Raw genomic sequence first — 23,019 nt, 5'->3', positions numbered from 1 at the left:
CAGGTGGGCATTTTGCCCTGTTCCTTACAAGTGTGAACGCACAAAGGATAAAATCAAGTGAACTTTTTGAATCATTTCCACGCTTTGGCCGCAGCACCACTTTAGATACGCCAGAGCAAAGCACCAGTGGCTCCCCCAACACCTCGCGTATGCGCCACCTGTGCATTGGCGCAGGGAAGCTGCGCGCCGAGGGCCATGGGCGCAGGCGCAGGCGCAGCCTAGATTACACCGCACAGAATGTACTCACAGCGCATAGGAGTTTTTGATGGGCCTTTTGATTGACGGCATCTGGCACGACCAATGGTACGATACCGCGTCATCCGGTGGCGCGTTCAAACGCTCACAGGCGCAGTTTCGCAACTGGGTCACCAAAGACGGACAGGCAGGACCATCCGGCAAAGGTGGCTTTGCCGCCGAAAGCGGACGCTACCATCTCTATGTTTCGCTGGCCTGCCCTTGGGCGCATCGCACACTGATCTTCCGTCAGCTAAAGGCGCTGGCCGATCACATCACGGTATCCGTTGTACACCCGGACATGCTGGACAAAGGCTGGAGCCTTGCTAAGGACGACCATGGCGCCACCGGGGACCACCTGTTCGGATATGACCACGTGCACCAGATATACACCCGCGCCGACCCGCAATACTCTGGCCGGGTCACGGTCCCAATTCTTTGGGATAAAAAAGAAAATACCATCGTTTCAAACGAAAGTGCCGACATCATTCGTATGTTCAACAGCGCCTTCGACGAGATCACCGGCAACCATGACGACTATTGGCCGGAAGAGCTGCGGGAACCGATTGAGGCCGTGAACAGCCGGGTCTATTCCACCTTGAACAACGGTGTTTACAAATGCGGTTTTGCCACAACACAGGACGCATATGACGCGGCGATCGACCCTTTGTTCGACACTTTGGACTGGCTGGAAGACATTCTGTCAGAGCACCGCTTCCTTCTGGGGGACAGGCTGACCGAGGCAGACTGGCGGTTGTTTACCACATTGGTCCGCTTCGATCCTGTCTACCACCTGCATTTTAAGTGTAACCGCCGACGCTTGATCGACTATCCCCATCTCTGGGCCTATACACGCGCGCTCTATCAATGGCCGGGTGTTTCAGACACCGTCGGGATGGACCATATCGTGCGCCACTATCACTACAGCCATGATACCATCAATCCTCATCGGATTATCCCAACCAATCCACGTATCGACTGGATGGCCCCACACGGTCGCGACTGAACACCAGGACGCCCACCAACGAGGGGGTCGATAATCCCCCCGATCGGGCATTCGTGGTACGCCATATGCGCAGCGACAATTCGGCAGGCCCATCGTGATTGTCTTCTAAATCGCTGAAAGTGTTGGCGCAACGCGCCGCCAACCTTACGGTCCCGGTGAGAGAATCGAGGCGGAAGAACGCCAACCGGGCGCCGATAGATGTTCCGTCTCTGGCCGACTTTAGCCTGTGTAAGATGTCCAGATTACTCATCAAGAAATACACTCATAAGGTGATTCAGAAGCACAAGACTCCCCGATATTAGCGAATTGTTGAACCCGAAATGCTATGGTTGCTTTCTCACAATTGCTGTTCCATACGGCGGTACTGGGCCGGTATATTTCCTGGCCCTCGGTTCTGGTTCATTTGTTAAGGCCCAAGATGACAGGCATGCTGGATCTGACAGAGGTCCCCAAACGGGACCACGGCGGCAACCTCAGCGCCGCAATTTCTAAATATGGTGGTGTAGCCAGCGACTGGGTTGATCTCTCGACCGGGATCAATCCTGTACCCTACCCGATGCCGAAGCTGACCACAGCGGATTGGGGCGCCCTGCCCGATCAGGCGGCAATGACTGACCTGGTGACTGCCGCGCGTCACTTCTGGAACGTGCCGCGAAAGGCAGCCGTTCTGGCAGCCCCCGGCGCTTCAGCCCTGATTGCCGCCATTCCCGCCCTGGCCGACCCCCGATGGGTTCAGATAACACCGCCAACCTACAATGAGCACGCCGCAGCATTCACCGCGCACGGATGGCAGACTGTCACCGCTGGCCCAGCCGAAGCTAGCGTGCTGGTTCATCCGAACAATCCTGACGGCCGCCGCTGGAGCGCTGAAGATGTGCAGGCCCCGCTGGTCGTCATCGATGAGAGCTTCTGTGATGTCTGCCCTGCGGACAGCCTGATGCATTTGGCAGACCGCCCCGGCGTCGTAATTCTCAAGAGTTTTGGCAAATTCTGGGGGCTCGCGGGACTGCGGCTGGGGTTTGCTATCGGTGACCCCTGCTTGATCAACAAACTCGCAGCCTGGCAAGGACCCTGGGCTGTCTCCGGTCCGGCCCTGCGCATCGGCGCCCAGGCCCTAAGAGATGCCGACTGGGCAGAAACCACACGGGCGCGCTTGCAGCAGGACGCAAAACGTCTCGACAAGATGGTGACCGGAAAAGGAGCGAAACTGGTCGGCGGCACCGATCTATTCCGTCTTTATGACGTTGACGACGCCGCTGCATGGCAGGCCCGGCTCGCCCGCGCTCAAATCTGGGCGCGTATTTTCCCATACTCCAAAACCTATCTGCGGCTTGGTCTGCCAACGGGTGAAGGCTGGGCACGGCTTGAGGCCGCTCTGTGACAACTGCCGCCTTGTTGATACCGGCGCTGCTGCTGGATGCCATTTTCGGCGAACCACGCTGGCTTTGGTCAAGACTGCCCCACCCTGCGGTGTTGATGGGCCGTGCTGTGTCTCTCGTTGACCAGACATTAAACACCGGAAAACAGCGCAAAGCGCGTGGCGTTCTGGCCATAACGCTTCTTGTTGTTTCAGCCGGCTGGCTTGGCTGGCTGCTGACATTGTTCGGCCCCTTGGTTCAAATCCTTATCGCCGCCATCTTGCTGGCGCAGCGGTCGCTCTGCGACCATGTCGAGGCCGTCGCCGATGGGCTGCGTCTTGATCTGACAGAAGGCCGCGAGGCCGTTGCGATGATTGTCAGCCGTGATACCACCGGCATGACCACGCCGCAGATTGCGCGTTCCGCTATCGAAAGCGGGGCAGAGAATTTTTCCGACGGTGTGGTCGCCCCTGCATTCTGGTTTTTGATTGGCGGACTGCCGGGTTTGATGATCTACAAGATCACCAACACCGCCGACAGCATGATTGGCTACAAGACGCCACGGCACAGGAATTTCGGCTGGGGGGCTGCCCGGTTGGACGACTTGCTGAACCTGATCCCGGCACGCCTGTCCGCACTGATGATCGCCACCGTTGGCCTGGTATTGCGCAGCTGGCCTGACATTACCCAGGATGCCCGCCGCCACCGCTCCCCGAATGCTGGCTGGCCCGAAGCCGCAATGGCGCGCGCGTTGCGGATCGCACTCGCCGGCCCGCGATCCTACGACGGCCAACTGCAGGACTTTGCCTGGGTCAACGCCAGTGGCTCCAAAAGCGCCAGCGCCCACAGCATCACACAAAGTATACACCTTCTATGGGCCTCTTGGGCCTTCGGACTTGCGCTAACGGTTGCCATTGCCGCGTTGTTATAGCTAACAAGGGGCAGCACATCTCAATAAGGACACGTCACCTGTGTTGCGCCCCAGCATTCTCGCCCTTGTCTCATTTCTGCTCCCGCTTCAGGCCCATGCGCAATGTGGTGGCGGGTTTCGCAATTTCGTTCAGCTGATGAAAGAAGAGGCGCTGACGGGGGGCTATGACAGCGCCACGGTCAACCGTTTCTTTGAGAACGTGCGCCAAGATCCCGCAGTCCTAAAGGCCGACCGCGCGCAGGGTGTGTTCCAGAAACCCTTTATCGAGTTTTCACGTCGGCTGATCTCCAAGAGCCGCCTGGACCGTGGTCAGGCGATGTCGCGAAAATACGACGCCACATTCCGCAGGATAGAGACGACCTACGGCATTGATCGCAGCGTTTTGCTGGCGTTCTGGGCCTTTGAAACCGACTACGGCGCCGTACAGGGAAATTTCAACACGTTGAATGCGCTGGTGACTCTGGCCCATGATTGCCGTCGGCCCGAGTTGTTCCGCCCTCAGGTTTTTGCCGCACTGGAATTGTTCCGTCAGGGCAACTTTGATCCGCGCCGCACCACCGGTGCCTGGGCCGGTGAAATCGGCATGGTTCAAATGCTACCTGGCGACATTCTCGAAAACGGTGTCGATGCCGATGGAGACGGCCATGTCAGCCTCAAGACCTCCGCCCCCGATGCATTGATGTCCGGCGCAAAGATGCTCTCTCATTTGGGGTGGCGCCCAAATGAGCCTTGGTTGCAGGAGGTGACAATCCCGGCAGATCTGGACCTGAACCTCAGTGGTGTCCACCACAAGGAGACGGTCGCTGACTGGCAAGCATTGGGCATAAGCCCTCGCAGTGGCCGACTGGCGGAGCGCGATACCAAGGCAGCGCTGATTCTACCACAGGGGCATAAGGGACCTGCCTTTCTTGCCTACCCTAATTTCGATGTCTATTTCGAATGGAACCAGAGCTTTACCTATGTGCTGACTGCCGCTTATTTTGCCACCCGGCTGTCGGGCGCTGCGAGTTACGATGCGGGCAGCCCAGATACCGGCCTCGCGGCAAAACAAATGGAACAGTTGCAGCGCAAGCTTCAGGCACGCGGTCATGACGTTGGTGATGTCGATGGGATCCTAGGTGCCAAGACACGTGTTGCAGTTCAAAAAGAACAAAAACGCCTTGGCCTCCCCGCAGACGCCTGGCCAACACCGACACTATTGTCGCGTCTCTAATCTATGAGGAAAGATCGCCCCTTGGGGGCGGTTTCCTCGGAGGAATGTCTCAGGGAATTTGCGATGATCGCACCGGAAATCTCTGCCCCTCTGAGGTAATGACCACAGTGCGATCCCGGTTGGTCACATATTGATCGCAACGGGACATACCGTTGACGAACGTCACACAGACCTGACCATCCTGCGCGACACGATAGCTGCCCCATGCAGTGCCACCGCCATTTGCCGCTGAATAAGTGTAGGAATAGGCTCCGTCGTCCCCGAATATTGCCTCACCATCATCATAAAAAACAAAAGATTGCCCCGGTAGCGCCGCAAGCGCCTCTTCGTCATAGGGACGATCACCCGCCCGCATGGCTCCATCTTGCGCCAAGACCTTGCCTGGCAGTTGGATTGATCCGATAAGTACAAAAAAAGCCAGCAGCGTGAGATAATTCATGCTGCCAGCCTAGCTGTATTTTCCCCGGCCCCGTCTCACGTTTCAGTGACAGGGGAGATGCGGTCACCAGTTGATGAATTCTTCAAATTCCTGAACAATCCGCGACCAGTAGCCAAGCAACTCAGCAAAATCGTCGGGGTTCATGCCCGTGTTCCCCAGATACACATCCAGTTCCACCCGAGCGGACCCTTCGTCCGAAATATAGGCCCGACCAAACCGATTCTCGGTATTCCACTCATTGATCTTGACCACACGAATGCCACCATCCGTCTGATAACCAGAGAAGAACTGGATCGCATCACAGTTCTTGTTGTTTTCACAACCATAGAAATAAATCGAGAAATCATTGCCGTAATAGTCGACCTTCAGCTTTGGGTCGCCGACATCATCAGTGGTGACCTCAAATTCAACGCCTTCCGTTTCAAAGAAACGCGCCAGAGTGGTCGCATCCTTGGCCAGAATGTTTTCAGCATGCCCAAGGCCCGGGAGGACAAACAGGGCAGCAGCGGTCAGTAGAGAAAGAAATTTCATTGTAAATCCTGTCATTGGCGCGCCGACGATAGAACCTGCGCCGCGTTGGAACAAGGGCTCAGGCGACCAGCGCCTCGGCTTTCTTGAGGTCCACGGACACCAGTTGGCTGACGCCTTTCTCCTGCATCGTGACCCCGAAAAGCCGGTCCATCCGCGCCATCGTCACCGCATGGTGCGTGATGATCAGAAAGCGCGTGTCGGTTTGGCGGCACATCTCGTCCAGCAAATCGCAGAAACGAGTGACATTGGCATCGTCGAGCGGCGCGTCCACCTCGTCCAGCACACAGATCGGCGCCGGGTTAGACAGAAACACCGCGAAGATCAGGGCCATGGCCGTCAATGTCTGTTCCCCCCCTGACAGCAGTGACAGCGTCGAAAGTTTCTTGCCCGGCGGCTGACACATGATTTCAAGCCCGGCATCCAGTGGATCATCACTTTCCACCATGACCAGGTTGGCCTCCCCGCCGCCGAAGAGATGGGTGAAAAGCATCGTAAAGCTCGCATTCACCTCCTCAAACGCGGTCAGCAACCGTTCGCGGCCTTCACGGTTGAGGCTGGCGATACCCGCCCTTAGCGTCTTCACGGCCTCTTCCAGATCCGCCTTCTCGCGCACCAATTGGTCGTGCTCATCCTGAACCGAGCGCGCATCTTCTTCTGCGCGCAAATTGACCGCTCCCAGCGCGTCTCGCTGACGTTTATGACGGTTGACCTCTGCCTCCAGCTCCTCCGCGTTCGGCATGTCTTCAGGCGTTGCATCAAGGCTAGCCAACAGATCGTCAGGCACGGTCTGTTGTTCTTCGCGAATACGCGCTTCAGCATGACCAACGGCTTCGCGGGCAGCATCGCAACGCGCCTCAGACCGCGCCCGTGCCTCGCGCGCCTCAGAGGCCAGTCGCGCGCATTCACGCTCGTTCTGAACAGCGTCGCGCAGGACGGTTTCAGCGCCAATCAGCGCATCTGAGGCAACCGCTTTACGCGCTTCTGCCTCTTCAATGGCGAGGTTCAGTTCCTCGTGGGTTTCTGCAATCTCGGCAGGCACCTCATGCGCCTCTTGCAGTTCTTCTTCAGTCGCGGCACGGCGCTCCGTCAGCTCAGCAATCCGCCTGTCCGCACTCTCAAGCCGGTGGCGCCACCCGGAGAGATCCTTGGTGACCTGCTGCCCGCGCGCTGTGCGGGCCTCTCCCTCACGCCGCAGCTCATCCTGCGTCGACCGATGGGTTAGCATGGTGATCCGAGCAGCTTCTACCGCCTGCTTTACATCCTCAACTTTGGCACGTGCCTCAGCGAGGTCCTCCAGCCCTTCGACAACGGCTTCCGCATCCGTCAACTGCGTCTGCGCAGCCGCAGCGTCTTCATCATGCCGTGCAACCGCAATGCTGAGGGTTTCCAGCTTGCCTTCGGACAGATTGCGATGGCTTTCAGCCCGGCTCAGCGCCCGCGCTGCATCGGCGACGCGTTGGTCGGCAACGCGTCGCGCCTGACGCGCGGCCTGATCGGCCGTGGTAACCTCTGCCAGCTTGCGCATCAGAACCTCATGCGCAGCCTTGGCCCCATCCGCACGCGCACCAACATGTTCCATATCCTGCTTCAGCGCTTCAAGACGGTTCATCTGCTCAAGCCGTAACGCCGCGGCACTTGGTGCATCCTCAGCCCAAGCCCGGAACCCATCCCAGCGCCACAGATCCCCTTCCAGGGTAACCAGACGCTGTCCTGGCTTCAGCCGCGAATGCAGATCACGCGCGGCATCACCATCGACGAGGCCAACCTGAGAAATCCGACGTTGCAGAGCATCTGGGCAGCTGACATGCAGCGAAAGCGGCACCGCCCCCGCTGGCAGCGGCGCATCGCCGTCATATGGCGGTAAGCTGACCCAACCGCTCGGCCCATCAACCTCCGCCAGAGGCGCGCGCAGGTCATCGGCGAGAGCCGCGCCAAGCGCCTTCTCGTATCCCGCTGCGACGCGCATCTCATCCAGAACATGGCCACCCTCGGCGGTATCGCGTTCCACAAGCTTTGCAAGCGCCGTCACCTCTGCCCGCAGCGCCCCCAATTCGCCCTCCGCTTCAGAGCGGCGGGCGCGGGCCTCAGCCTCGCGCGATTGGGTGTCGTTGCGCGCGTCATCGGCCGCAGCGAGCGCCTCGTCGGCAAGCTCGGCAGCAGCGCGCGCTTCCTCTTCAGCCTCAATAGCCGCCTCGAAAGCGGACTCTGCCTGAGCCAGCGTATCGCGGGCCTCGGCCATCGCCTCGCGGGAACTCCCCCCTTCCTCCTCGGCACGGAGCAAGGCACGGCGGCAATCCTCAACCTGACGCTGCGCTGATTGGTGACGTGCTGCAAGCCGCGCGACATCTTCTGTCAGGCTCGTCAGATGTTCTTCGCGGGCCTGCAGCACCGATCCCGCTTCTCGCGACCGCTCGGCTGCCTCAGCCATGCGATCATCGTGACCGATAGCGGCCCGCGCCAGTTCACGCTGTTCCCAGTCCAGCCGTTCAATCGTTTCGCCGGCATCTCGGTTCAGCCCGCTTTCGCGCTCAATGTCGCGGCCCAGCTGTGCCACGCGGTTGGTCAGAGTTTCGATGGTCTGGCGCGCCTGCGCCTCCTGATCACTCAAGGTGTCACGCTGGACAAACAACCGTTGCAGGACGGCGGCAGCTATTGCCTCTTCCTCGCGCAGGGGGGGCAGCGCGCTCTCAGCTTCCAGCCGCTTGCCGTCGGCAACACGGGCCAGTGCCTCTGCCTTCGCTGCCTGGGTCTCGCGGCTGCGCAGGATATCTTCAGCTTCCAGCCGCGCGTCATCCGCCTCCCGCCAGCGACGATAGAGCAACATGCCCTCGGCCCGGCGCAGCTGTTCACCGATATCGCGATACCGTTGCGCCTGGCGTGCCTGACGGGCCAGCTGTGAGAGTTGTGCTGCGAGCTGTTCAATCACATCGTCGACGCGCAACAGGTTCTGTTCGGTGTTTTTCAGCTTCAGCTCGGCCTCGTGCCGCCGCTGGTAGAGGCCAGAGATACCCGCTGCCTCTTCCAGAATACGCCGCCGCGCCTTGGGCTTGGCGTTAATCAACTCGGCAATTTGCCCCTGTCGAACCAAAGCAGGAGAATGCGCGCCAGTTGAGGCATCGGCAAACAGCATCTGCACATCACGGGCGCGCACATCCTTGCCGTTTGTTTTGTAGGCGCTACCGACATCGCGGGTGATACGGCGCAGGATTTCGAGATTGTCACTCTCGTTGAAACCAGATGGAGCCAGCCGCTCACTGTTGTCGATCTGCAGGCTGACCTCGGCAAAATTGCGAGCCGGCCTGGAGCTGGTGCCAGCGAAGATCACGTCTTCCATACCACCGCCACGCATTGCCTTTGGGCGATTTTCGCCCATCACCCAACGCAGCGCCTCAAGAAGGTTGGATTTGCCACAGCCATTTGGGCCGACAACCCCCGTCAGGCCATCCGCGATCAACAGATCCGTTGGGTCCACAAAGCTCTTGAAGCCGTTCAGTCTGAGTTTCGAGAAGCGCAAGCCGATATCCTGTGATTCATTGGGATGTAAGTGTCATGGTTTTGTTACACCACTGTCAATGTGGCCGCCCCCCAAATCCGCTGGGTCAGCGTCATATCGCCACCATATATTGTGGATAACTCTTCATTGCGCGGCTTCGCCGCTCCCGCAGTCCAAGCGCCCGACGAGGACAGCCTGATCGCCCAGGACATCGCGCACTGGGCAGCCACTTGCCACTTCCATGGCGCGTTGTGCGCGTTTCCGGATGGGGCCAAGACGCGGTGCATATTGAGGATTGACGCGCACTGCCTCTGCAAGCGACCCGCGCAGGCGCACCTCAAATACGCTGCCCTCCACCGTGATCCGTTGCACCGCTTGACCACGGAAATGCGGGCTTGCCGTATCGCAGGCTGCACGCGGAACAGCAAGAAGGAACATAAAAATTGAGCGGGATCGAACCGTTCGCCTGATGAGATCACACATCTGTATTCCTATACCGATTAGGGCTGGATCTTCGCTCGTCCCTTCAAACTAGCAAGGAACAGGCGGGCTGTCTGCTGATTGGGCGCACATCCTCTTGCGATGGCCTTGGCCCCGTGGTCATATGTTTTGACCAATCGCGCATTCAAAAGACTGACAGCATGCCCTTCCAAAAAGTACAGCCCGAAAAACTCTCTGCGTCTGTGGTGCGCCAGATTGAGCAGTTCATCCTGCGCGGAATTCTCACACCCGGCGAAAGGCTCCCAGCCGAGCGGGAGTTGGCGGAGCGTCTGGGGGTATCACGGCCCTCCTTGCGCGATGCGCTGGCCGAATTGCAGGACCGTGGCCTGTTGGTCTCGCGGGCTGGCGCCGGAGTGTTTGTTGCCGATGTGCTTGGCTCTGCGTTTTCCCCGGCCTTGGTACAGTTGTTTGCGAGCCATGACGAGGCGGTTTTCGACTACCTCAGCTTTCGCCGAGATATGGAAGGGCTAGCCGCCGAGCGCGCCGCCAAATATGGATCCGACTATGATTTGGAGGTGATCCAGACGATTTTTGACAAGATGGAGCAGGCCGGTGATCCCGCCATCTCGGAAGAGGCTGCCGCGCTCGACGCCCAGTTCCATTCCGCAATTATGGACGCGAGCCACAATGTGGTCATGCTGCATATGATGCGCTCTATGTTCGAGCTGCTGCGTGAAGGTGTTTTCTATAATCGTCGCGTTATGTTCCAGCAGCACACCACGCGCGATGCCCTATTGGCCCAGCACAGCGCCATCAACACCGCGCTACAGGCCCGCGACCCGTCGGCAGCACGGGCCGCTGTTGAAACTCATCTGGACTATGTAAAACAGGCCCTGACTGACCATCAGCGCGCCCTGCGCAATGCTGAGGTGGCCAAGCAACGTCTGCAGCACGAAGTTAGCAAGACCTAGGAACCAACCCACGGACTTTAAACGGCCCGCAACCCCATCAGGCCTCGGGCAATGACGCCATCCACTCGGCAACGACGGCCTCGGGGTATCCTCGGTGAAAATGAGATTTCCAAGGATAAGCTGCCCGGTCAGTGCCATCTTTCAGGCGAACCCGATTGGCATCTCCCCGGTCAACGGCGGGGTTGCCAACCGCGATCCGGTGGTCTGCAACATCTTTGGTGACGGCACTGCATGCCCCGACCAGCGCCCCCTCCCCGACAGTGACCCCGGGCAGAACAGTGGTCATCGTGGCGATCACCGCAAATGATTTGATCCGCGCGCCAAGCAAGACCTCGCTCGGCGGATGCGGGTCATTGGTCAACACTACGTAGGGAAAGATCCAAACGTAGTCTTCAACGACGCTCTTTTGTCCGATGTGCACATTGCTGTGCAGCCGCACGTAGTCGCCAACTGTGCAATGACCCTGGATATCGCTCAGCGTGCCAATCTGAAACCCGCGTCCAGCCTGGGTGAGCTCGCGCACCGTGACCCGATGCCCGGTCACCAGACCGTCACCGAAGCTTGAGCTTTCGTAGAAAACGCTATGGGAGCGGATTGTCGTCCCTTCCCCGATGCGCAACGGAGAGCCATCCCCCAGACGGGTTGAGACGCCCAGCTCACAATTGCTTCCGATGTTGGTCCCCGCGCCAATTTCGACGTTGTCATGAACGATCGAGAAGGGGCCGATTTCGACACTCGGATGGATCTTGGCCTTTGGGCTGACAATGGCCGTCGGATGGACGCGCATCTGTGACTCCTCTGGTAACCGAAAGCCCCACCAGCAGGCAGGGTCTTGCGCTCTCTTCTATCGCTCGGCCTGCGTTCAATCCACCATTTTAGGGAAAGTAGGATGTGCGCGGTTATCGCAGGCAACGCATTTGAATACAAAAAACCCGGCCACTTGGGCCGGGTTCTTTAACAGCGTCGATGCAAGAGCAAATTAGTGCAGCTTGGCGTCCACGTCGGCGATAGCAGCGTCGATCAGCTTGTTGGCTTCGGTCGCTGTCATCTGTTTCGAGATCACCGCATCCGCCGCTGCAATTGCAACGGTGATTGCCTGATCGCGCACTTCTTTCACCGCGGAGTCCTGCGCCGCTGTGATCTGTTCCTCAGCAGCGGTCATGCGACGCGCAATCGAGACTTCCAGGTCAGCCTTGGCTTGGTCAGCTGCTTTCGCAGCATCTTCACGCGCCGACGCAACGATCCGATCAGCCTGCGCCTGAACTTCCTGCTGCTTGCGCTCGTAAGAGGCCAGAATGGTCTGGGCTTCTTCACGCAGGGCACGGGCCTCTTCGAGGTCCTTTTTAATGCCTTCGGCGCGGGCGTCCAACTGGCCACCCAGCAGACCGGGCACCTTTGCATAAAGCAGGATGCCGACGAACAGCAGGAATGCGAGCGTCACAACAAAGTCGGTGTTGCTCATCGACAGGAACGGGCCGGACGCCGCAAATGCGGGGCTGGTGGCACCAAAGGTCAGAGCAAGAGCCAGTACAGAGCGCATGTTCTTATCCTTTCATCCGGTCGGCAACCGCAGCTGCGACGGCTTTTTCGTCTGCCTTGCCACCAAAGGTAGCGACAATCTCAGCGGCGGTATCAACAGCGACGGCTTCGACGCTGGCGATGGCACCGGCCTTGATCTCGGCGATGACGACTTCTGATTCCGCTGCCTTGGCCGCAATCTGTGCGTCTGCCTTGGCAATGGCCTCATCCAGATCTGCCTGAATTTCCGCACGGGTTTCAGCAGCGATGCGCTGAGCCTCTGCACGGGCATCTGCCAGAGCCTGATTATAAGCGGTTTCGGCCTCTACGGCTTTGGCCTTCAGGTCTTCAGCCGCGGCGAGGTCGTTGGTAATGGTTCCCTGACGCTCGGCCAACACTGCCGCAATGCGGGGCAGCGCGATGCGCGACAGGATAAAATAGATCACGACGAGCGTGACCACGAGCCAGAAGATCTGGTTCGCATAGGTCGAGAAGTCCAGCTGCGGCATACCGCCCGAACCGTGGGCGGCCTCTGCGGCACCGTGACCTGCGTCCTGCGTCTGAGTTGCCATGTCGTCCTCCTAGGGAACTTGCCGTTACACCGGGCGGCGCGGTCATCCACACCGCCCGGCCGTAAGGAAAATGGTTCCGAAGGGTCTTAGACGGCGAACATCAGCAGCAGAGCGACCAGGAACGAGAAGATGCCCAGAGCTTCTGCAAATGCGATGCCGATGAAGAGGGTTGCGGTCTGGGAAGCAGCCGCGGAGGGGTTGCGCAGAGCGCCTGCCAGGAAGTTAGCAGCAACGTTGCCAACACCCAGTGCAGCAATACCAGTACCCATGCCAGCCAGGCCAGCGCCGATGTGTGCGAGTTCGCCTTCCATTGTGTATCTCCTTACGATTGGAAGTTGAGGATCTTATTGTTCGGACCTGACCGCGTCTTAGTGCGACGGGTGCAGCGCGTCCTTCAGGTACACGCAGGTCAGAATGGTGAACACGTAGGCCTGAATGAAGGCCACGAGAACTTCGAGTGCGTAGACTGCGGTGATGGCAAAGATCGGCAGGAAGCTGAACAGGCCCAATGCGCCTGCAAAACCTGCGAATACCTTCAGAACCGCATGGCCCGCCATCACGTTACCTGCAAGACGAATACAGTGGCTGACAGGACGCACAAAATAGGAAATCAGTTCGATGATCGCGAGCACCGGGCGCAGAGCCAGCGGTGCGGAGCCAACCCAGAATAGGCCCAGGAACTTAGTTCCGTGCAGCACGAAACCAGTCACAGTCACAGTCACGAACACCAGCATGGCCAGAACTGCAGTCACGGCAAAATGCGATGTGGTGGTGAAGCTGCCCGGGATCAGGCCCAGCATGTTCGCGGTCAGGATGAACATGAACAGGGTCATGATGTAGGGGAAGAACTTCAGACCGTCCTTGCCGGTCACATCTTCGACCATCTTATAGATGAAGCCATAGGCGAGTTCAGCAACCGACTGGATGCGCGATGGGACAATCGCGCGTTTTGCGGAACCCAGAACCATCAGCGCGAAGATCGCGACAATCGCCAGCCCCATCCAGAGGGTCACGTTGGTCGGAGTGTAGAAGTTCAATTCAGCTGCGCCACCCAGCGGCTTGACCAGGAACTGGTCAGTCGGGTGAATCTGGAGGCCCGGAATAGCGGGGGCAAAGAACAGCCCAGACGCAAGTACCAGCAGAAAAGCTGCACCAAAGATTAGTTTGCCCATTGTCCCGTTTCTCCTGTCGCCGGGGGATCAGTCCCGGTCCTGCGCATCTTGTTCGGCCATTTCGGCCAGTTTCTTTTCCTGGATCTCTTGCGCGCTGCGGAGCATTGTCTTCACCCCGGCCGCCAGACCCAGCATCGTGAACAGCACCAGAAAGATCGGTATGGTCCCAAGCAGAAGGTCCAACCCGTATCCGATACCAAAGCCGATCATCAGACCGGCCACCAACTCAATCACCATCCGCCAAGCCTGATTGGCCGTCGAATAATGCTCATCCACGCGCGGCTTGGGCTCTTGGGCCTTACGCGCCTCTGCCAACTTGGCCTCTAGCTGCGCCAAGCGCTGCTTGTCTGGCTCTTGTGACACGGTCGCCATCCTCACGTGAATTCTGTTGCGGTGCTAAGGAGTCCTCGCCTCAGAGTCAACAACCCTGAAAGCCCTGCGACATCGGACGCAACTCATTGTAACTATTAAGTTATGCCTGAGGCCTATCGCATCACCTCCTGCACGTCTCCAGAGCAAACGAGGGTTTTCCGGTCAAAATCCATATTCAACCAAAAGGTTGATTTTATCGGAGGGCCGGTCGGCGCCGTATTTTACGCAGCAGCCGACCATCGATCAGCACCAGCCCGATCAGGATCAGGCTCATCCCTGTCAGGTGCTCCAGTTTGAGTGGCTCCTGCAAGATCCAGGCCCCCATCGCCAAGGCGGAAACCGGTGCAATCAGCGTTGGCAAGGTGATATTGGTTGGTCCGACCCGAGGCAAAACCCAATAGAACAGGATGAAAGCTGCTGACGTCAGGATGAAGCCGATAATGAACAACGCACCCCAAGTCTCCAATCGGGTGATCACCGGCAGACCTTCAGCCCAAATCGCCAGCGGCGTGATGGCCGCAGTGGCCCCGGTCAAGGCAACGGCGACAAGGACCACTGGATCAATATCACGGAACTGGCGGGCAATGTTGACCGAAAATGCGTAACACAGCGGCGCGCAAAGCGTAACGAGCACGGCCCAGATTTCAGACTGGCGACCGCCCTGCAGCAGCGGCCACGACAAAACCAGAATTCCAAGAAAGCCAAAAACCACGCCCAGTGATTTCTGCCAGGTCGCCCGTTCTCCACCCGGCCAGAAATGCGCCACCATAACGGCAAGGGCCGGGGTAAATGCATTAAGGATCCCGGCCACGCCGCTGGCAATATGCTGCTGTCCCAGCGCATAGAAGGCAAAGGGCGCCGCATAGCTCAGCACACCAAAACCAAAAAGCGCCAGCCAACGCTGTGGTCGGTCCGGCACCTGCTTACGCGCCGCCACGACATAGATCCAACATCCCAACGCACCGAAGCCTACCCGCCCCATGGACACCGACAGAGGGCCCAGTTCGCGCAGCAATACAGCATTGAACATGAAGGACATGCCCCAGCCGATCCCGAGTACAAAGATCGCCGCCCAATATTTCAATGCCATACTATGTCTCTTTCGCGCTCTGCCGTCATCGCCAGTTGTATGCCGCTAGAGGCTTGGGATTGTCGACCCGCATCTTGCGGTTTAGGTGTGTCGGCATGAGCGATCCTCTTGATACCGTATTTGCCGCCCTAGCGGACCCAACCCGGCGCAGCATTCTCACAATGCTGCTGGAGGACGATATGGCTGTCACAGATGTCGCTGAACCCTTTGAAATGTCGCTCGCCGCGATCTCCAAACACCTGATGATCCTGACACGAGCAGGCCTCATTGCGCAGGAAAAACATGGCCGCGTGAAGTGGTGCAAATTGCAGCCGGACGCCATGCGGTCCGCCTCCGTCTGGATGCAGGGGTTCGGTCAGTTCGAGCCCGTCAATCTGGATGCCTTCGAGCGCTTTCTGGAAACCGAACTCGGCAGCCCGACAGCAGACCCCTCCTCCGAGTGAAGCGGGTCAGCCGGATTGCATATTCGGCACTGCGCTGCGCCCCTCCCGTAGCAGCAACCAAAGCGCCCAGATGGTGCAAACCACGCCCAGCGCCACGATGCCACTAGGTGCCGGACGGCCCAGCGCAATTTCCCACAAGATGACCCAGCTTGGCGTCAGATAGGTATAGGCCATGACCTTGGCTGAGGGCAGATGAAGCGTTGCATATTGCAGCAGAACGAAGGTGGCGGCACTGGCGATCAGCGCGACATAGAGCAGGACCACCCAGACAAGCGGTGACAGCCCGGTCCAATCCGTAGCGCGAATGTCGCCCCAGCCGACCACCAACAGGATTATTGCGCCCGCGACCAACATTCCGAAGGTAAACACCACCGCGGGCTCGCCCCGGTTCAGCAAGCGCACCATCGGCGTATAGGCGGCATGGACCACACATCCCCAGAAATATATCATCTCTCCACGGCCAATTTCAAAGGCCCAGATGGCCGACAGGTCGCCGCGAAAAATCACCCAGATTGCCCCTACAGCCCCAATCGCCAACGCCAGCGCCATCCGCCATGTCGTGATCTGGCGCAGCAGGATCCATCCGAAAACCCCACTCAGAACCGGTGTAAGTGTAAATACCGCAGCCGCACTCACTGGCGCGGCGGTTTGCAATCCGTAGAACATCAGCACGAAGTAGATGGCAAACAGGCCACCCAGCACGAGGAAACGCCAAGGCGCCTCAAAATCTTTGCGGTGCAGGCCATGGGTGAGCTGTGCCGCAATACCAATCACCACTGCGGCGATCACAAACCGAATAGCATTGAGAGCCATGGGAGCGATGTCATTGGCCACCATCGCGCCAAGCGAAAACGATCCGGCCACCAAGGCCGAGAACACCAGCATTGCGAGATGACCGCGATAGCTCGGTGTCATGCGGTCCAGGCCTTGGCTTCGGCTTTCAGGAAGCTGAGGAAGCTCTGCACCTTGGTCGTCCGGTGCAGATCAACATGGGTGACAAGCCACAATTCGCCCGCCCACTCTGGAAGCGGTTCCATCATCTGGATCAGTTCCGGGTGCCGGGCGGCTTCCCACCGGGTTAGAAAGCCAATACCAGCCCCCGCAAGCAGAGCGTCCTGCATGGACACCTCAGTCACGCAGCGAAAAGAAAGCGCACTTTCAGCTACATTTGCACGCAACCACCGAAAATAAGGCGCACGGCTGTCGATATCATCGTTACAGATAAAACGATGATTGTGCATGTCTTCCACCCCTTTGAGTGGACCATAGGTCTCAAGATACGACGCGCTGGCATAGAGCCCATATTGCTGTTGCATGAAGGGCTGGACCACATTGTCCGGCTGCTCCGGCGGCGAGCCCGCCCGGATCGCGACATGCGCCTCCCCGTACTCCAGTCGGAACAGGCGACTGCCGGTCAGGAAACGGATCACCAATTCAGGATGCTGGCGCTGAAACTCCGTAAGCGCGGGCACCAGCAATGTCGACATTGAGGATAGCGAGGTCACGACCAATTCGCCGGATACCGCATCCCCATGCCCCTTGAGCCGACCAACCAGCTGACCGAACTGATCATCCGTGGCCTGCGCAACCCGCAGCAGATCCTGACCGGCCTCTGTCGGGGTGTAGCCACGGGCATGGCGCTGGAACAGCTTGACGCCGAGACGCGCCTCGATCGCATCGATGTGACGGATAACTGTCGCGTGATGGACCCCCAGAACCTCAGCGGCCCCGCTCACAGTTCCCATCCGGGCCACCTGATAGGCGGTGCGTACCTCGTCCCAGTTCTCCATGATCACCTCTTGCCTGCGTCTCACTTACGGCAACCATGCACATTCCGCAGGCCCTAGCCAGAGAAAGGTTCAGAATTGCGCAGTGATCACAAGATGGCCCACCACTTCAGACCCAGATGATCGTAACGTTCAATCGGTCCATCACATCCAGAAATGCCTGCCGCGTAAGCGCGACGGTGCGATCATTTACCAGAGGATGCATATAGATCACTTCCGCCTGCTGCGCGGCCTTGTCCATATAGAAGTGCACATCCTGATTGACCCCGTTGACCATAGCCAATGGAGTCACGGCACCAGGGCGCACACCAAGTATTTCCAGCAGCCGCTCCGCAGATCCGAATGACAGTTTTCCCAATCCCAGATCGGCCGCTAGCGATTTCAAATCGATATCGCGGTCCTGCTCCAGGCTGACCAGGTGATTGCGTTTTTTCTTGTCCCGCAGGTAGAGATTCTTGAGCCGCAGCGCGCGCTCCCCTGCCTGCATGAAGCCAGCTTCAACCGCCTTCGCGTCCTCGACCGTGCGTAATGCAACGTGACTGTGCAGCCGGTATTTTATGCCCCATGCATCCAGCTGCGCCAGAAGCATGTCGGAAGAAACAGGCAGGCTGTCCTGAAACTGAGATGATGCGTCCATAGCGGCCTCATTGTTCTGCACATCTGATATTGCCCGCAGATCACTGAGAAACGCATGAAGATACAAGGGGCAACATCAACATCCCACCCGCTCCCTGACTGTTGTTAGCTAGCCGCAGGCGACATGCGCCGTGCCTCTTCGTAGTGGTCAAACCCGCTCGAGAACCAGGCCGTACCGCGGGTTGCGCTGGCAAGGCTGCTACAGAGCTGCTCCTGAGCCGCGACCGGCAGCAAGGTTTCGAAAACATCCCAGCCTGCAGCCTCAGGATGGGCCGCAAAGCCAAGAATCTGCCCCTGCATCCCGCTGACCACAGGGACAAGCCCACCGGTAAAGACTGAAGGAACGTGAATCTCCACCCGCATGATAGGTTGCAGCACCATGGACCCTGCTTCTGCCAGAGCCTCGCGGACCGCAGATTTGCCCGCCGTACGAAACGCATAGTCCGAACTGTCAACGGAGTGATGCTTGCCATCCTTCAAAGTCACCCGCACATCAACAACAGGATGACCATTGGCGCCCGCCTTCAATGCCTCGCGCGCGCCTGCCTCTACTGACGGAATATAGCCCTTGGGCACCGCACCGCCTTTGACCTCATCGGTAAAGTGGAAACCCGACCCGCGCGCGGCTGGCGCGATGCTCAGCACCACATCTGCAAACTGGCCTGCTCCGCCTGATTGTTTGCGGTGGCGATGATGGATCGTGACCGGGCGCGTGATGGTCTCCCGCAGGGCGGGCGGCACAGGTTTATCTCCGACCTCGATACCGAACGAGTCGTTTAACAGCCCCAGGATACGGCGCAGATGCAGCGGCCCTTGCAGGTGCAGCAGCGCGTGCCCGCTGATCTCATCCTGTTCGACCAGCATCCCGGTATCAATTTCAGCAATGCGCTCCAGCGCCGCCGTCAGCCGGACATCATCACGGTCATTCATAGGCGCGATGATCCGCTGGTAGCTCGACGGGCGCGGTTGGGTCCACCGCGGCAATTGCGCGGCACGGTTTTCCAGATAGGCGTACCCAAGGCTCAGATGGTCCGATTTCACTACTTGCGCGATATCCCCCGGTGCAAGGTCACACGAACCGGAGGGGCCCGAACCGGCGGGGGATGGGTTACGGCCATTGCCAGCAGCGCGCCCGGCTGCAGGCGCGCTTGTGCCGGTTTTCGCAGCCGTACGCTCCCCCCTCAACTGCGTCATCGCTCCAAGGTTGCTGCCTCCAACCTGCGCCCCCGCTCCCACCGGTTGGCTCAGCGCGCGGACGACGACCGTCTTGCCGAGATGTTTAACGAGGTCTCCGATACACCCCACGGCCAGAGGCTGCCCGTCCCCTGCCAACCGCTGTGCTGCGACCTCAACCGCGGGGACCTCATGCCGCAGGGATTTCATCAGACGCAGGATTCCGTTGCGATGAAGCGCAGACCCCAAAAGCGCCGGGATCAAGTCGTTATGCTGCAAGACGCGGGTGGCCACGTCATAGATCGCTTCTGTCACCGGCTTGCGATCTTCGATCAATTGCTCCAGCAGATCGTCATCATAGTCAGCCAGTGCTTCCAGCATTTCTCCACGCGCCTGACGTTCGCGGGCATGGATACTATCCGGGAAAGCCACCAGGGCTGAGGGCTGCCCTTCCTGATATTTCCACGCCCGTTCTGAGATCAGATCCACCGCCCCGATCACCTCCCCGCTCGCGCGCATGGGTATCTGACGCAGGACGATATTGTGCCGACAATAGGTTTGCAGCGCGGCAACGATATCAGCCACCCGCCCGGCGGCCTGATCCATACGGTTGATAAAAAGAAAGGCGGGGATGCCCGCCTCTTCGACCATCCTGAGATAAGGCGCAGCCAAAACCCCCGCAGATGGGTCCGCCGACACGCAAACAACCGCCGCATCGCTGGCTGCCAACGCTGGCCCCGCCGTCGCCAAGTTCTCAACCCCGCCGGCAATATCGATCACGCCCCAGGCCTCATCCATGAACGGAAACGCTCTCAACTCCGCAACACCTGTGGCCTGCTGCGGCTTCTGCTCTGGCTCTTGGAGTGTCGCCAGAGCTTTTGCCAACTCAGTCTTTCCGGAATGAGAGGGGCCAATAAGTGTAAATACACGCATCTGTCTTGATCCTTCTGTGGCTGCAAAGCCGCCCGATGAAGGAATACGGCAGGAATGCCGCACCAGATGCCTTGAGAATAGCTGCCTCAGCAGTGGGGGCTTGGCTGACCCATGTTTTTGTTCATGTCTGACATCTACCGAAGAGCCATCGTATAGGTGCTGTTCACGCACCTGCAATGCGACGGCGCTTGCACGCGTATAGACGTACCCCGCACTCTGATACTCCCCCACCGCAGTGCCTTGCGTCAACCGTTGCGCTCAGCGCATGGCAGCGAGCCATCCCTTCCTGGCCAAGCGGTCCGGGTTGACTCATTGCGGCCAAACGCGTAACGCATGGCCCAAATCCGGGAGCCGCTACAGTCTTCCGGTCCCCGCCTTTGCCAGGGATCGCCCTCCACCAGCGTGTTACGCCCGTGGGGGTGATTGCGCATGGATCCTTTGCTCCCTACATGTGGGGCGCCCACGTTGAAACCGGCATAGGAGGCCGAAGGCATGTTTGAAAATTTATCCGAACGCCTATCCGGTGTCTTTGACCGGCTGACCAAACAGGGCGCACTCTCCGAAGAGGATGTCAAAACCGCTCTGCGCGAGGTCCGCGTGGCCCTGCTGGAGGCTGACGTCTCGCTGCCAGTTGCCCGAGATTTCGTGAAACGTGTACAGGAGCAGGCTACAGGCCAGGCGGTGACCAAATCGGTTACACCCGGCCAGCAGGTTGTCAAAATCGTCCACGACGCGCTGGTGGATGTGCTGCGCGGCGATGAGGATCCAGGCCAGCTGAAAGTTGACAACCCGCCAGCCCCCATCCTGATGGTTGGTCTGCAAGGGTCGGGTAAGACCACAACCACCGGTAAACTCGCCAAGCGTCTGAAAGATAAAGAAGGCAAGCGCGTCCTGATGGCGTCGCTTGATGTGTATCGCCCTGCTGCGATGGATCAGTTGGCCGTGTTGGGTACCCAGATCGGTGTCGACACACTGCCAATCGTGCCGGGTCAGAAACCGGTCGATATCGCCAAGCGCGCCAAACAGCAGGCCGCCTTGGGTGGCTACGATGTGTACATGCTCGACACTGCCGGGCGCTTGCAGATCGACGAAGTGCTCATGCAGGAAGTCGAAGACGTCCGCGACGTCGTCTCCCCCCGCGAAACTCTGTTGGTTGTTGACGGCCTGACCGGTCAGGTGGCGGTCGAAGTGGCCGAAGAATTCGATGCCAAGATCGGCATCTCAGGTGTTGTCCTGACCCGGATGGACGGCGATGGCCGTGGCGGTGCCGCCCTGTCGATGCGCGCGGTCACCGGTAAACCCATCCGCTTTGTCGGTCTGGGCGAGAAGATGGACGCTATCGAGACCTTCGAGCCCGACCGAATCGCGGGTCGTATCCTTGGCATGGGCGACATCGTTGCACTGGTTGAAAAAGCCCAGGAAACCATCGAGGCCGAACAGGCCGAGCGCATGATGAAGCGCATGATGAAGGGTCATTTCAATATGAATGACCTGAAGATGCAGCTTGAGCAAATGATCCAGATGGGCGGCATGCAGGGCATGATGCAGATGATGCCCGGCATGGCCAAAATGGCGAAACAGGTCGAAGAATCCGGTTTTGACGACAAGGTCTTGCGTCAGCAGATCGCCATGATCCAATCGATGACCAAGAAAGAACGCGCCAATCCTGCCCTACTTCAGGCGTCTCGCAAGAAACGCATTGCCGCAGGGTCAGGTATGCAGGTCTCCGACCTCAACAAGCTGATGAAAATGCACCGTCAGATGGCCGACGTCATGAAGAAGATGGGCAAGATGGGCAAAGGCAAGATGCTGAAACAAGCCATGTCAGGCATGTTCGGCAAAGGCGGCGGCATGCCCGATATGGCTGGAATGGATCCGAGCCAGATGGACCCAAAAGCGCTGGAAGCAGCGGCCAAAGCCATGGGCGGCGGCAAGGGGCTGCCCGGTGGCATGGGCGGTATGCCTGGCGGGCTACCCGGCCTTGGTGGCATGGGCCTGCCCGGCGGTCTGAGCGGTTTGGGCAAGAAGAAGTAAATTCATGACCGTAGCCATCCCCACCCTTGAGACAGATCGCCTGATCCTCCGCGCGCCTACGCTCGCGGACTTCGAGGCGCTGTGCGCTTTTTTTGCCTCCGATCGGGCGGAATTCGTTGGTGGGCAAATGGGTGCTGAGCAGGTCTGGCGTCAGCTTGGTCTGGAGATTGGTCATTGGCAGCTGCGCGGCTATGGGCGCTGGACCGTCGAGGAAAAGCAGTCCGGACAAGCGGCCGGGATAATCGGCCTCTGGTTCCCCCATGGCTGGCCTGAACCTGAGATCGGCTGGGACCTCTTCGAGGGGTTCAGTGGAAAAGGCTATGCAACCGAGGCCGCACGCGCCGCGCGCAACTATGCGTATGACGTGCTGAGTTGGACGACAGCGATAAGCCTGATCGACACCAATAACCATGGCTCGCGCGCGTTGGCGCAACGGCTTGGTGCACGGCAGGACGGGTATTTTAAGCACGAGCGCTTTGGTGAGGTGCAAATCTGGCGTCATCCATCACCCAATGGCCTGAATGACGGCGGGATGGAGGCCTACGCATGATGGATCTCTCTCTTGCCTGTCACCTAGGCTACCCTACCAGTGCCGCTGTGGCGCCTCTGCCACGCTTGGGCGGTGCTTTAACCCATTCTTTTCCGGCATCTGGCATGGTTAGACCGTCTTTG

General features: G+C 59.0%; 23 protein-coding genes. 8 read left to right on the top strand and 15 right to left on the bottom strand.

The features are described 5' to 3' along the window. Nucleotides 1-265: 265 nt before the first annotated feature. The 4 genes from GAL_RS01065 (at nt 266) to GAL_RS01050 (ending at nt 4,742) form a co-directional block, all read left to right on the top strand. Nucleotides 266-1,240 carry a glutathione S-transferase family protein gene (locus GAL_RS01065; RefSeq protein WP_024095759.1) on the top strand — a complete coding sequence of 325 codons (975 nt, stop codon included), beginning with the start codon at nt 266-268 and terminating at the stop codon, nt 1,238-1,240. A gap of 427 nt (nt 1,241-1,667) precedes the next feature. Continuing rightward, the gene (gene cobD / locus GAL_RS01060; RefSeq protein WP_244462786.1) at nt 1,668-2,621 is read left to right on the top strand and encodes a threonine-phosphate decarboxylase CobD; all 954 of its coding nucleotides are present in this window, start codon (nt 1,668-1,670) and stop codon (nt 2,619-2,621) included. Then, nucleotides 2,618-3,529 (top strand): adenosylcobinamide-phosphate synthase CbiB, encoded by a 912-nt coding sequence (gene cbiB / locus GAL_RS01055; RefSeq protein WP_024095757.1) that lies wholly within the window; start codon nt 2,618-2,620, stop codon nt 3,527-3,529. Before cobD ends, cbiB begins: the two co-directional genes overlap by 4 nt. 40 nt (nt 3,530-3,569) lie before the next feature. Then, entirely contained in the window at nt 3,570-4,742 is a 1,173-nt protein-coding gene (locus GAL_RS01050; RefSeq protein WP_024095756.1) for a lytic murein transglycosylase, read from the top strand. Nucleotides 4,743-4,791: 49 nt separating this feature from the next. Here GAL_RS01050 and GAL_RS01045 read toward each other — a convergent pair whose 3' ends face one another. From GAL_RS01045 to GAL_RS01030, 4 genes are all read right to left on the bottom strand, one after another. After that, complete coding sequence (locus GAL_RS01045) at nt 4,792-5,181, bottom strand: hypothetical protein (RefSeq protein WP_024095755.1); 390 nt, start codon at nt 5,179-5,181, stop codon at nt 4,792-4,794. 63 nt (nt 5,182-5,244) lie between these two features. Beyond that, nucleotides 5,245-5,712, bottom strand: a complete 468-nt coding sequence (locus tag GAL_RS01040) for a YbjN domain-containing protein (RefSeq protein ID WP_024095754.1) — start codon at nt 5,710-5,712, stop codon at nt 5,245-5,247. Between the two features lie 58 nt (nt 5,713-5,770). Further along, on the bottom strand, nt 5,771-9,226 hold the full coding sequence (locus tag GAL_RS01035) for a chromosome segregation SMC family protein (protein ID WP_024095753.1): 3,456 nt from the start codon (nt 9,224-9,226) through the stop codon (nt 5,771-5,773). 123 nt (nt 9,227-9,349) lie between these two features. Continuing rightward, nucleotides 9,350-9,643, bottom strand: coding sequence for a hypothetical protein (locus tag GAL_RS01030; RefSeq protein WP_043939774.1), 294 nt, complete (start codon nt 9,641-9,643; stop codon nt 9,350-9,352). A 203-nt stretch (nt 9,644-9,846) separates the two neighbouring features. Between GAL_RS01030 and GAL_RS01025 the strand changes: the two genes are divergently transcribed. Then, nucleotides 9,847-10,617 (top strand): FadR/GntR family transcriptional regulator, encoded by a 771-nt coding sequence (locus GAL_RS01025; RefSeq protein ID WP_024095751.1) that lies wholly within the window; start codon nt 9,847-9,849, stop codon nt 10,615-10,617. Between the two features lie 37 nt (nt 10,618-10,654). Here GAL_RS01025 and GAL_RS01020 read toward each other — a convergent pair whose 3' ends face one another. The 7 genes from GAL_RS01020 to GAL_RS00990 form a co-directional block, all read right to left on the bottom strand. Continuing rightward, complete coding sequence (locus tag GAL_RS01020) at nt 10,655-11,404, bottom strand: acyltransferase (RefSeq protein ID WP_024095750.1); 750 nt, start codon at nt 11,402-11,404, stop codon at nt 10,655-10,657. A gap of 192 nt (nt 11,405-11,596) precedes the next feature. Next, nucleotides 11,597-12,157, bottom strand: a complete 561-nt coding sequence (locus tag GAL_RS01015; protein ID WP_024095749.1) for a F0F1 ATP synthase subunit B — start codon at nt 12,155-12,157, stop codon at nt 11,597-11,599. A 4-nt stretch (nt 12,158-12,161) separates the two neighbouring features. Beyond that, nucleotides 12,162-12,707, bottom strand: coding sequence for a F0F1 ATP synthase subunit B' (locus GAL_RS01010; protein ID WP_024095748.1), 546 nt, complete (start codon nt 12,705-12,707; stop codon nt 12,162-12,164). Nucleotides 12,708-12,793: 86 nt separating this feature from the next. Then, the gene (locus tag GAL_RS01005) at nt 12,794-13,018 is read right to left on the bottom strand and encodes a F0F1 ATP synthase subunit C (protein WP_008562443.1); all 225 of its coding nucleotides are present in this window, start codon (nt 13,016-13,018) and stop codon (nt 12,794-12,796) included. Between the two features lie 57 nt (nt 13,019-13,075). After that, a complete protein-coding gene (locus GAL_RS01000; protein ID WP_014876091.1) occupies nt 13,076-13,879 on the bottom strand; it encodes a F0F1 ATP synthase subunit A in 804 nt (267 codons plus the stop codon). A 27-nt stretch (nt 13,880-13,906) separates the two neighbouring features. Further along, a complete protein-coding gene (locus tag GAL_RS00995) occupies nt 13,907-14,251 on the bottom strand; it encodes an AtpZ/AtpI family protein (RefSeq protein ID WP_014876092.1) in 345 nt (114 codons plus the stop codon). Between the two features lie 193 nt (nt 14,252-14,444). After that, complete coding sequence (locus GAL_RS00990) at nt 14,445-15,341, bottom strand: DMT family transporter (protein WP_024095747.1); 897 nt, start codon at nt 15,339-15,341, stop codon at nt 14,445-14,447. Between the two features lie 95 nt (nt 15,342-15,436). Between GAL_RS00990 and GAL_RS00985 the strand changes: the two genes are divergently transcribed. After that, nucleotides 15,437-15,784, top strand: coding sequence for an ArsR/SmtB family transcription factor (locus tag GAL_RS00985; protein WP_024095746.1), 348 nt, complete (start codon nt 15,437-15,439; stop codon nt 15,782-15,784). 6 nt (nt 15,785-15,790) lie between these two features. On the opposite strand, the gene GAL_RS00980 is transcribed toward GAL_RS00985, so the two are convergent. From GAL_RS00980 to GAL_RS00965, 4 genes are all read right to left on the bottom strand, one after another. Then, nucleotides 15,791-16,699, bottom strand: a complete 909-nt coding sequence (locus GAL_RS00980) for a DMT family transporter (protein ID WP_024095745.1) — start codon at nt 16,697-16,699, stop codon at nt 15,791-15,793. Continuing rightward, a complete protein-coding gene (locus GAL_RS00975; protein ID WP_024095744.1) occupies nt 16,696-17,574 on the bottom strand; it encodes a LysR family transcriptional regulator in 879 nt (292 codons plus the stop codon). The genes GAL_RS00980 and GAL_RS00975 overlap by 4 nt, the downstream gene beginning before the upstream one ends. A 106-nt stretch (nt 17,575-17,680) precedes the next feature. Next, nucleotides 17,681-18,208 carry a prolyl-tRNA synthetase associated domain-containing protein gene (locus GAL_RS00970; protein ID WP_024095743.1) on the bottom strand — a complete coding sequence of 176 codons (528 nt, stop codon included), beginning with the start codon at nt 18,206-18,208 and terminating at the stop codon, nt 17,681-17,683. A 104-nt stretch (nt 18,209-18,312) separates the two neighbouring features. Next, nucleotides 18,313-20,313, bottom strand: coding sequence for a GTP-binding protein (locus GAL_RS00965; protein WP_024095742.1), 2,001 nt, complete (start codon nt 20,311-20,313; stop codon nt 18,313-18,315). A gap of 492 nt (nt 20,314-20,805) precedes the next feature. On the opposite strand from GAL_RS00965, the gene ffh reads away from it, so the two are divergent. Next, entirely contained in the window at nt 20,806-22,347 is a 1,542-nt protein-coding gene (gene ffh, locus GAL_RS00960) for a signal recognition particle protein (protein WP_024095740.1), read from the top strand. Between the two features lie 4 nt (nt 22,348-22,351). After that, entirely contained in the window at nt 22,352-22,897 is a 546-nt protein-coding gene (locus GAL_RS00955; RefSeq protein ID WP_024095739.1) for a GNAT family N-acetyltransferase, read from the top strand. Nucleotides 22,898-23,019: the final 122 nt, after the last annotated feature.

It is taken from the genome of Phaeobacter gallaeciensis DSM 26640 (genome assembly GCF_000511385.1).
Lineage (GTDB): Bacteria > Pseudomonadota > Alphaproteobacteria > Rhodobacterales > Rhodobacteraceae > Phaeobacter > Phaeobacter gallaeciensis.
The sequence above is the reverse complement of the archived record's forward strand: the minus strand, read 5'-3'. Positions and strand labels throughout refer to the sequence as shown.

Bases quoted from the DNA above. Each gene is read 5' to 3' on its own strand.
- GAL_RS01065 (WP_024095759.1), top strand. From the start codon at position 266: ATGGGCCTTTTGATTGACGGCATCTGGCACGACCAATGGTACGATACC.
- cobD (WP_244462786.1), top strand. From the start codon at position 1,668: ATGCTGGATCTGACAGAGGTCCCCAAACGGGACCACGGCGGCAACCTC.
- GAL_RS01045 (WP_024095755.1), bottom strand. From the start codon at position 5,181: ATGAATTATCTCACGCTGCTGGCTTTTTTTGTACTTATCGGATCAATC.
- GAL_RS01040 (WP_024095754.1), bottom strand. From the start codon at position 5,712: ATGAAATTTCTTTCTCTACTGACCGCTGCTGCCCTGTTTGTCCTCCCG.
- GAL_RS01030 (WP_043939774.1), bottom strand. From the start codon at position 9,643: ATGTTCCTTCTTGCTGTTCCGCGTGCAGCCTGCGATACGGCAAGCCCG.
- GAL_RS01025 (WP_024095751.1), top strand. From the start codon at position 9,847: ATGCCCTTCCAAAAAGTACAGCCCGAAAAACTCTCTGCGTCTGTGGTG.
- GAL_RS01020 (WP_024095750.1), bottom strand. From the start codon at position 11,404: ATGCGCGTCCATCCGACGGCCATTGTCAGCCCAAAGGCCAAGATCCAT.
- GAL_RS01015 (WP_024095749.1), bottom strand. From the start codon at position 12,157: ATGCGCTCTGTACTGGCTCTTGCTCTGACCTTTGGTGCCACCAGCCCC.
- GAL_RS01010 (WP_024095748.1), bottom strand. From the start codon at position 12,707: ATGGCAACTCAGACGCAGGACGCAGGTCACGGTGCCGCAGAGGCCGCC.
- GAL_RS01005 (WP_008562443.1), bottom strand. From the start codon at position 13,018: ATGGAAGGCGAACTCGCACACATCGGCGCTGGCCTGGCTGGCATGGGT.
- GAL_RS01000 (WP_014876091.1), bottom strand. From the start codon at position 13,879: ATGGGCAAACTAATCTTTGGTGCAGCTTTTCTGCTGGTACTTGCGTCT.
- GAL_RS00995 (WP_014876092.1), bottom strand. From the start codon at position 14,251: ATGGCGACCGTGTCACAAGAGCCAGACAAGCAGCGCTTGGCGCAGCTA.
- GAL_RS00990 (WP_024095747.1), bottom strand. From the start codon at position 15,341: ATGGCATTGAAATATTGGGCGGCGATCTTTGTACTCGGGATCGGCTGG.
- GAL_RS00985 (WP_024095746.1), top strand. From the start codon at position 15,437: ATGAGCGATCCTCTTGATACCGTATTTGCCGCCCTAGCGGACCCAACC.
- GAL_RS00980 (WP_024095745.1), bottom strand. From the start codon at position 16,699: ATGACACCGAGCTATCGCGGTCATCTCGCAATGCTGGTGTTCTCGGCC.
- GAL_RS00975 (WP_024095744.1), bottom strand. From the start codon at position 17,574: ATGGAGAACTGGGACGAGGTACGCACCGCCTATCAGGTGGCCCGGATG.
- GAL_RS00970 (WP_024095743.1), bottom strand. From the start codon at position 18,208: ATGGACGCATCATCTCAGTTTCAGGACAGCCTGCCTGTTTCTTCCGAC.
- GAL_RS00965 (WP_024095742.1), bottom strand. From the start codon at position 20,313: ATGCGTGTATTTACACTTATTGGCCCCTCTCATTCCGGAAAGACTGAG.
- ffh (WP_024095740.1), top strand. From the start codon at position 20,806: ATGTTTGAAAATTTATCCGAACGCCTATCCGGTGTCTTTGACCGGCTG.
- GAL_RS00955 (WP_024095739.1), top strand. From the start codon at position 22,352: ATGACCGTAGCCATCCCCACCCTTGAGACAGATCGCCTGATCCTCCGC.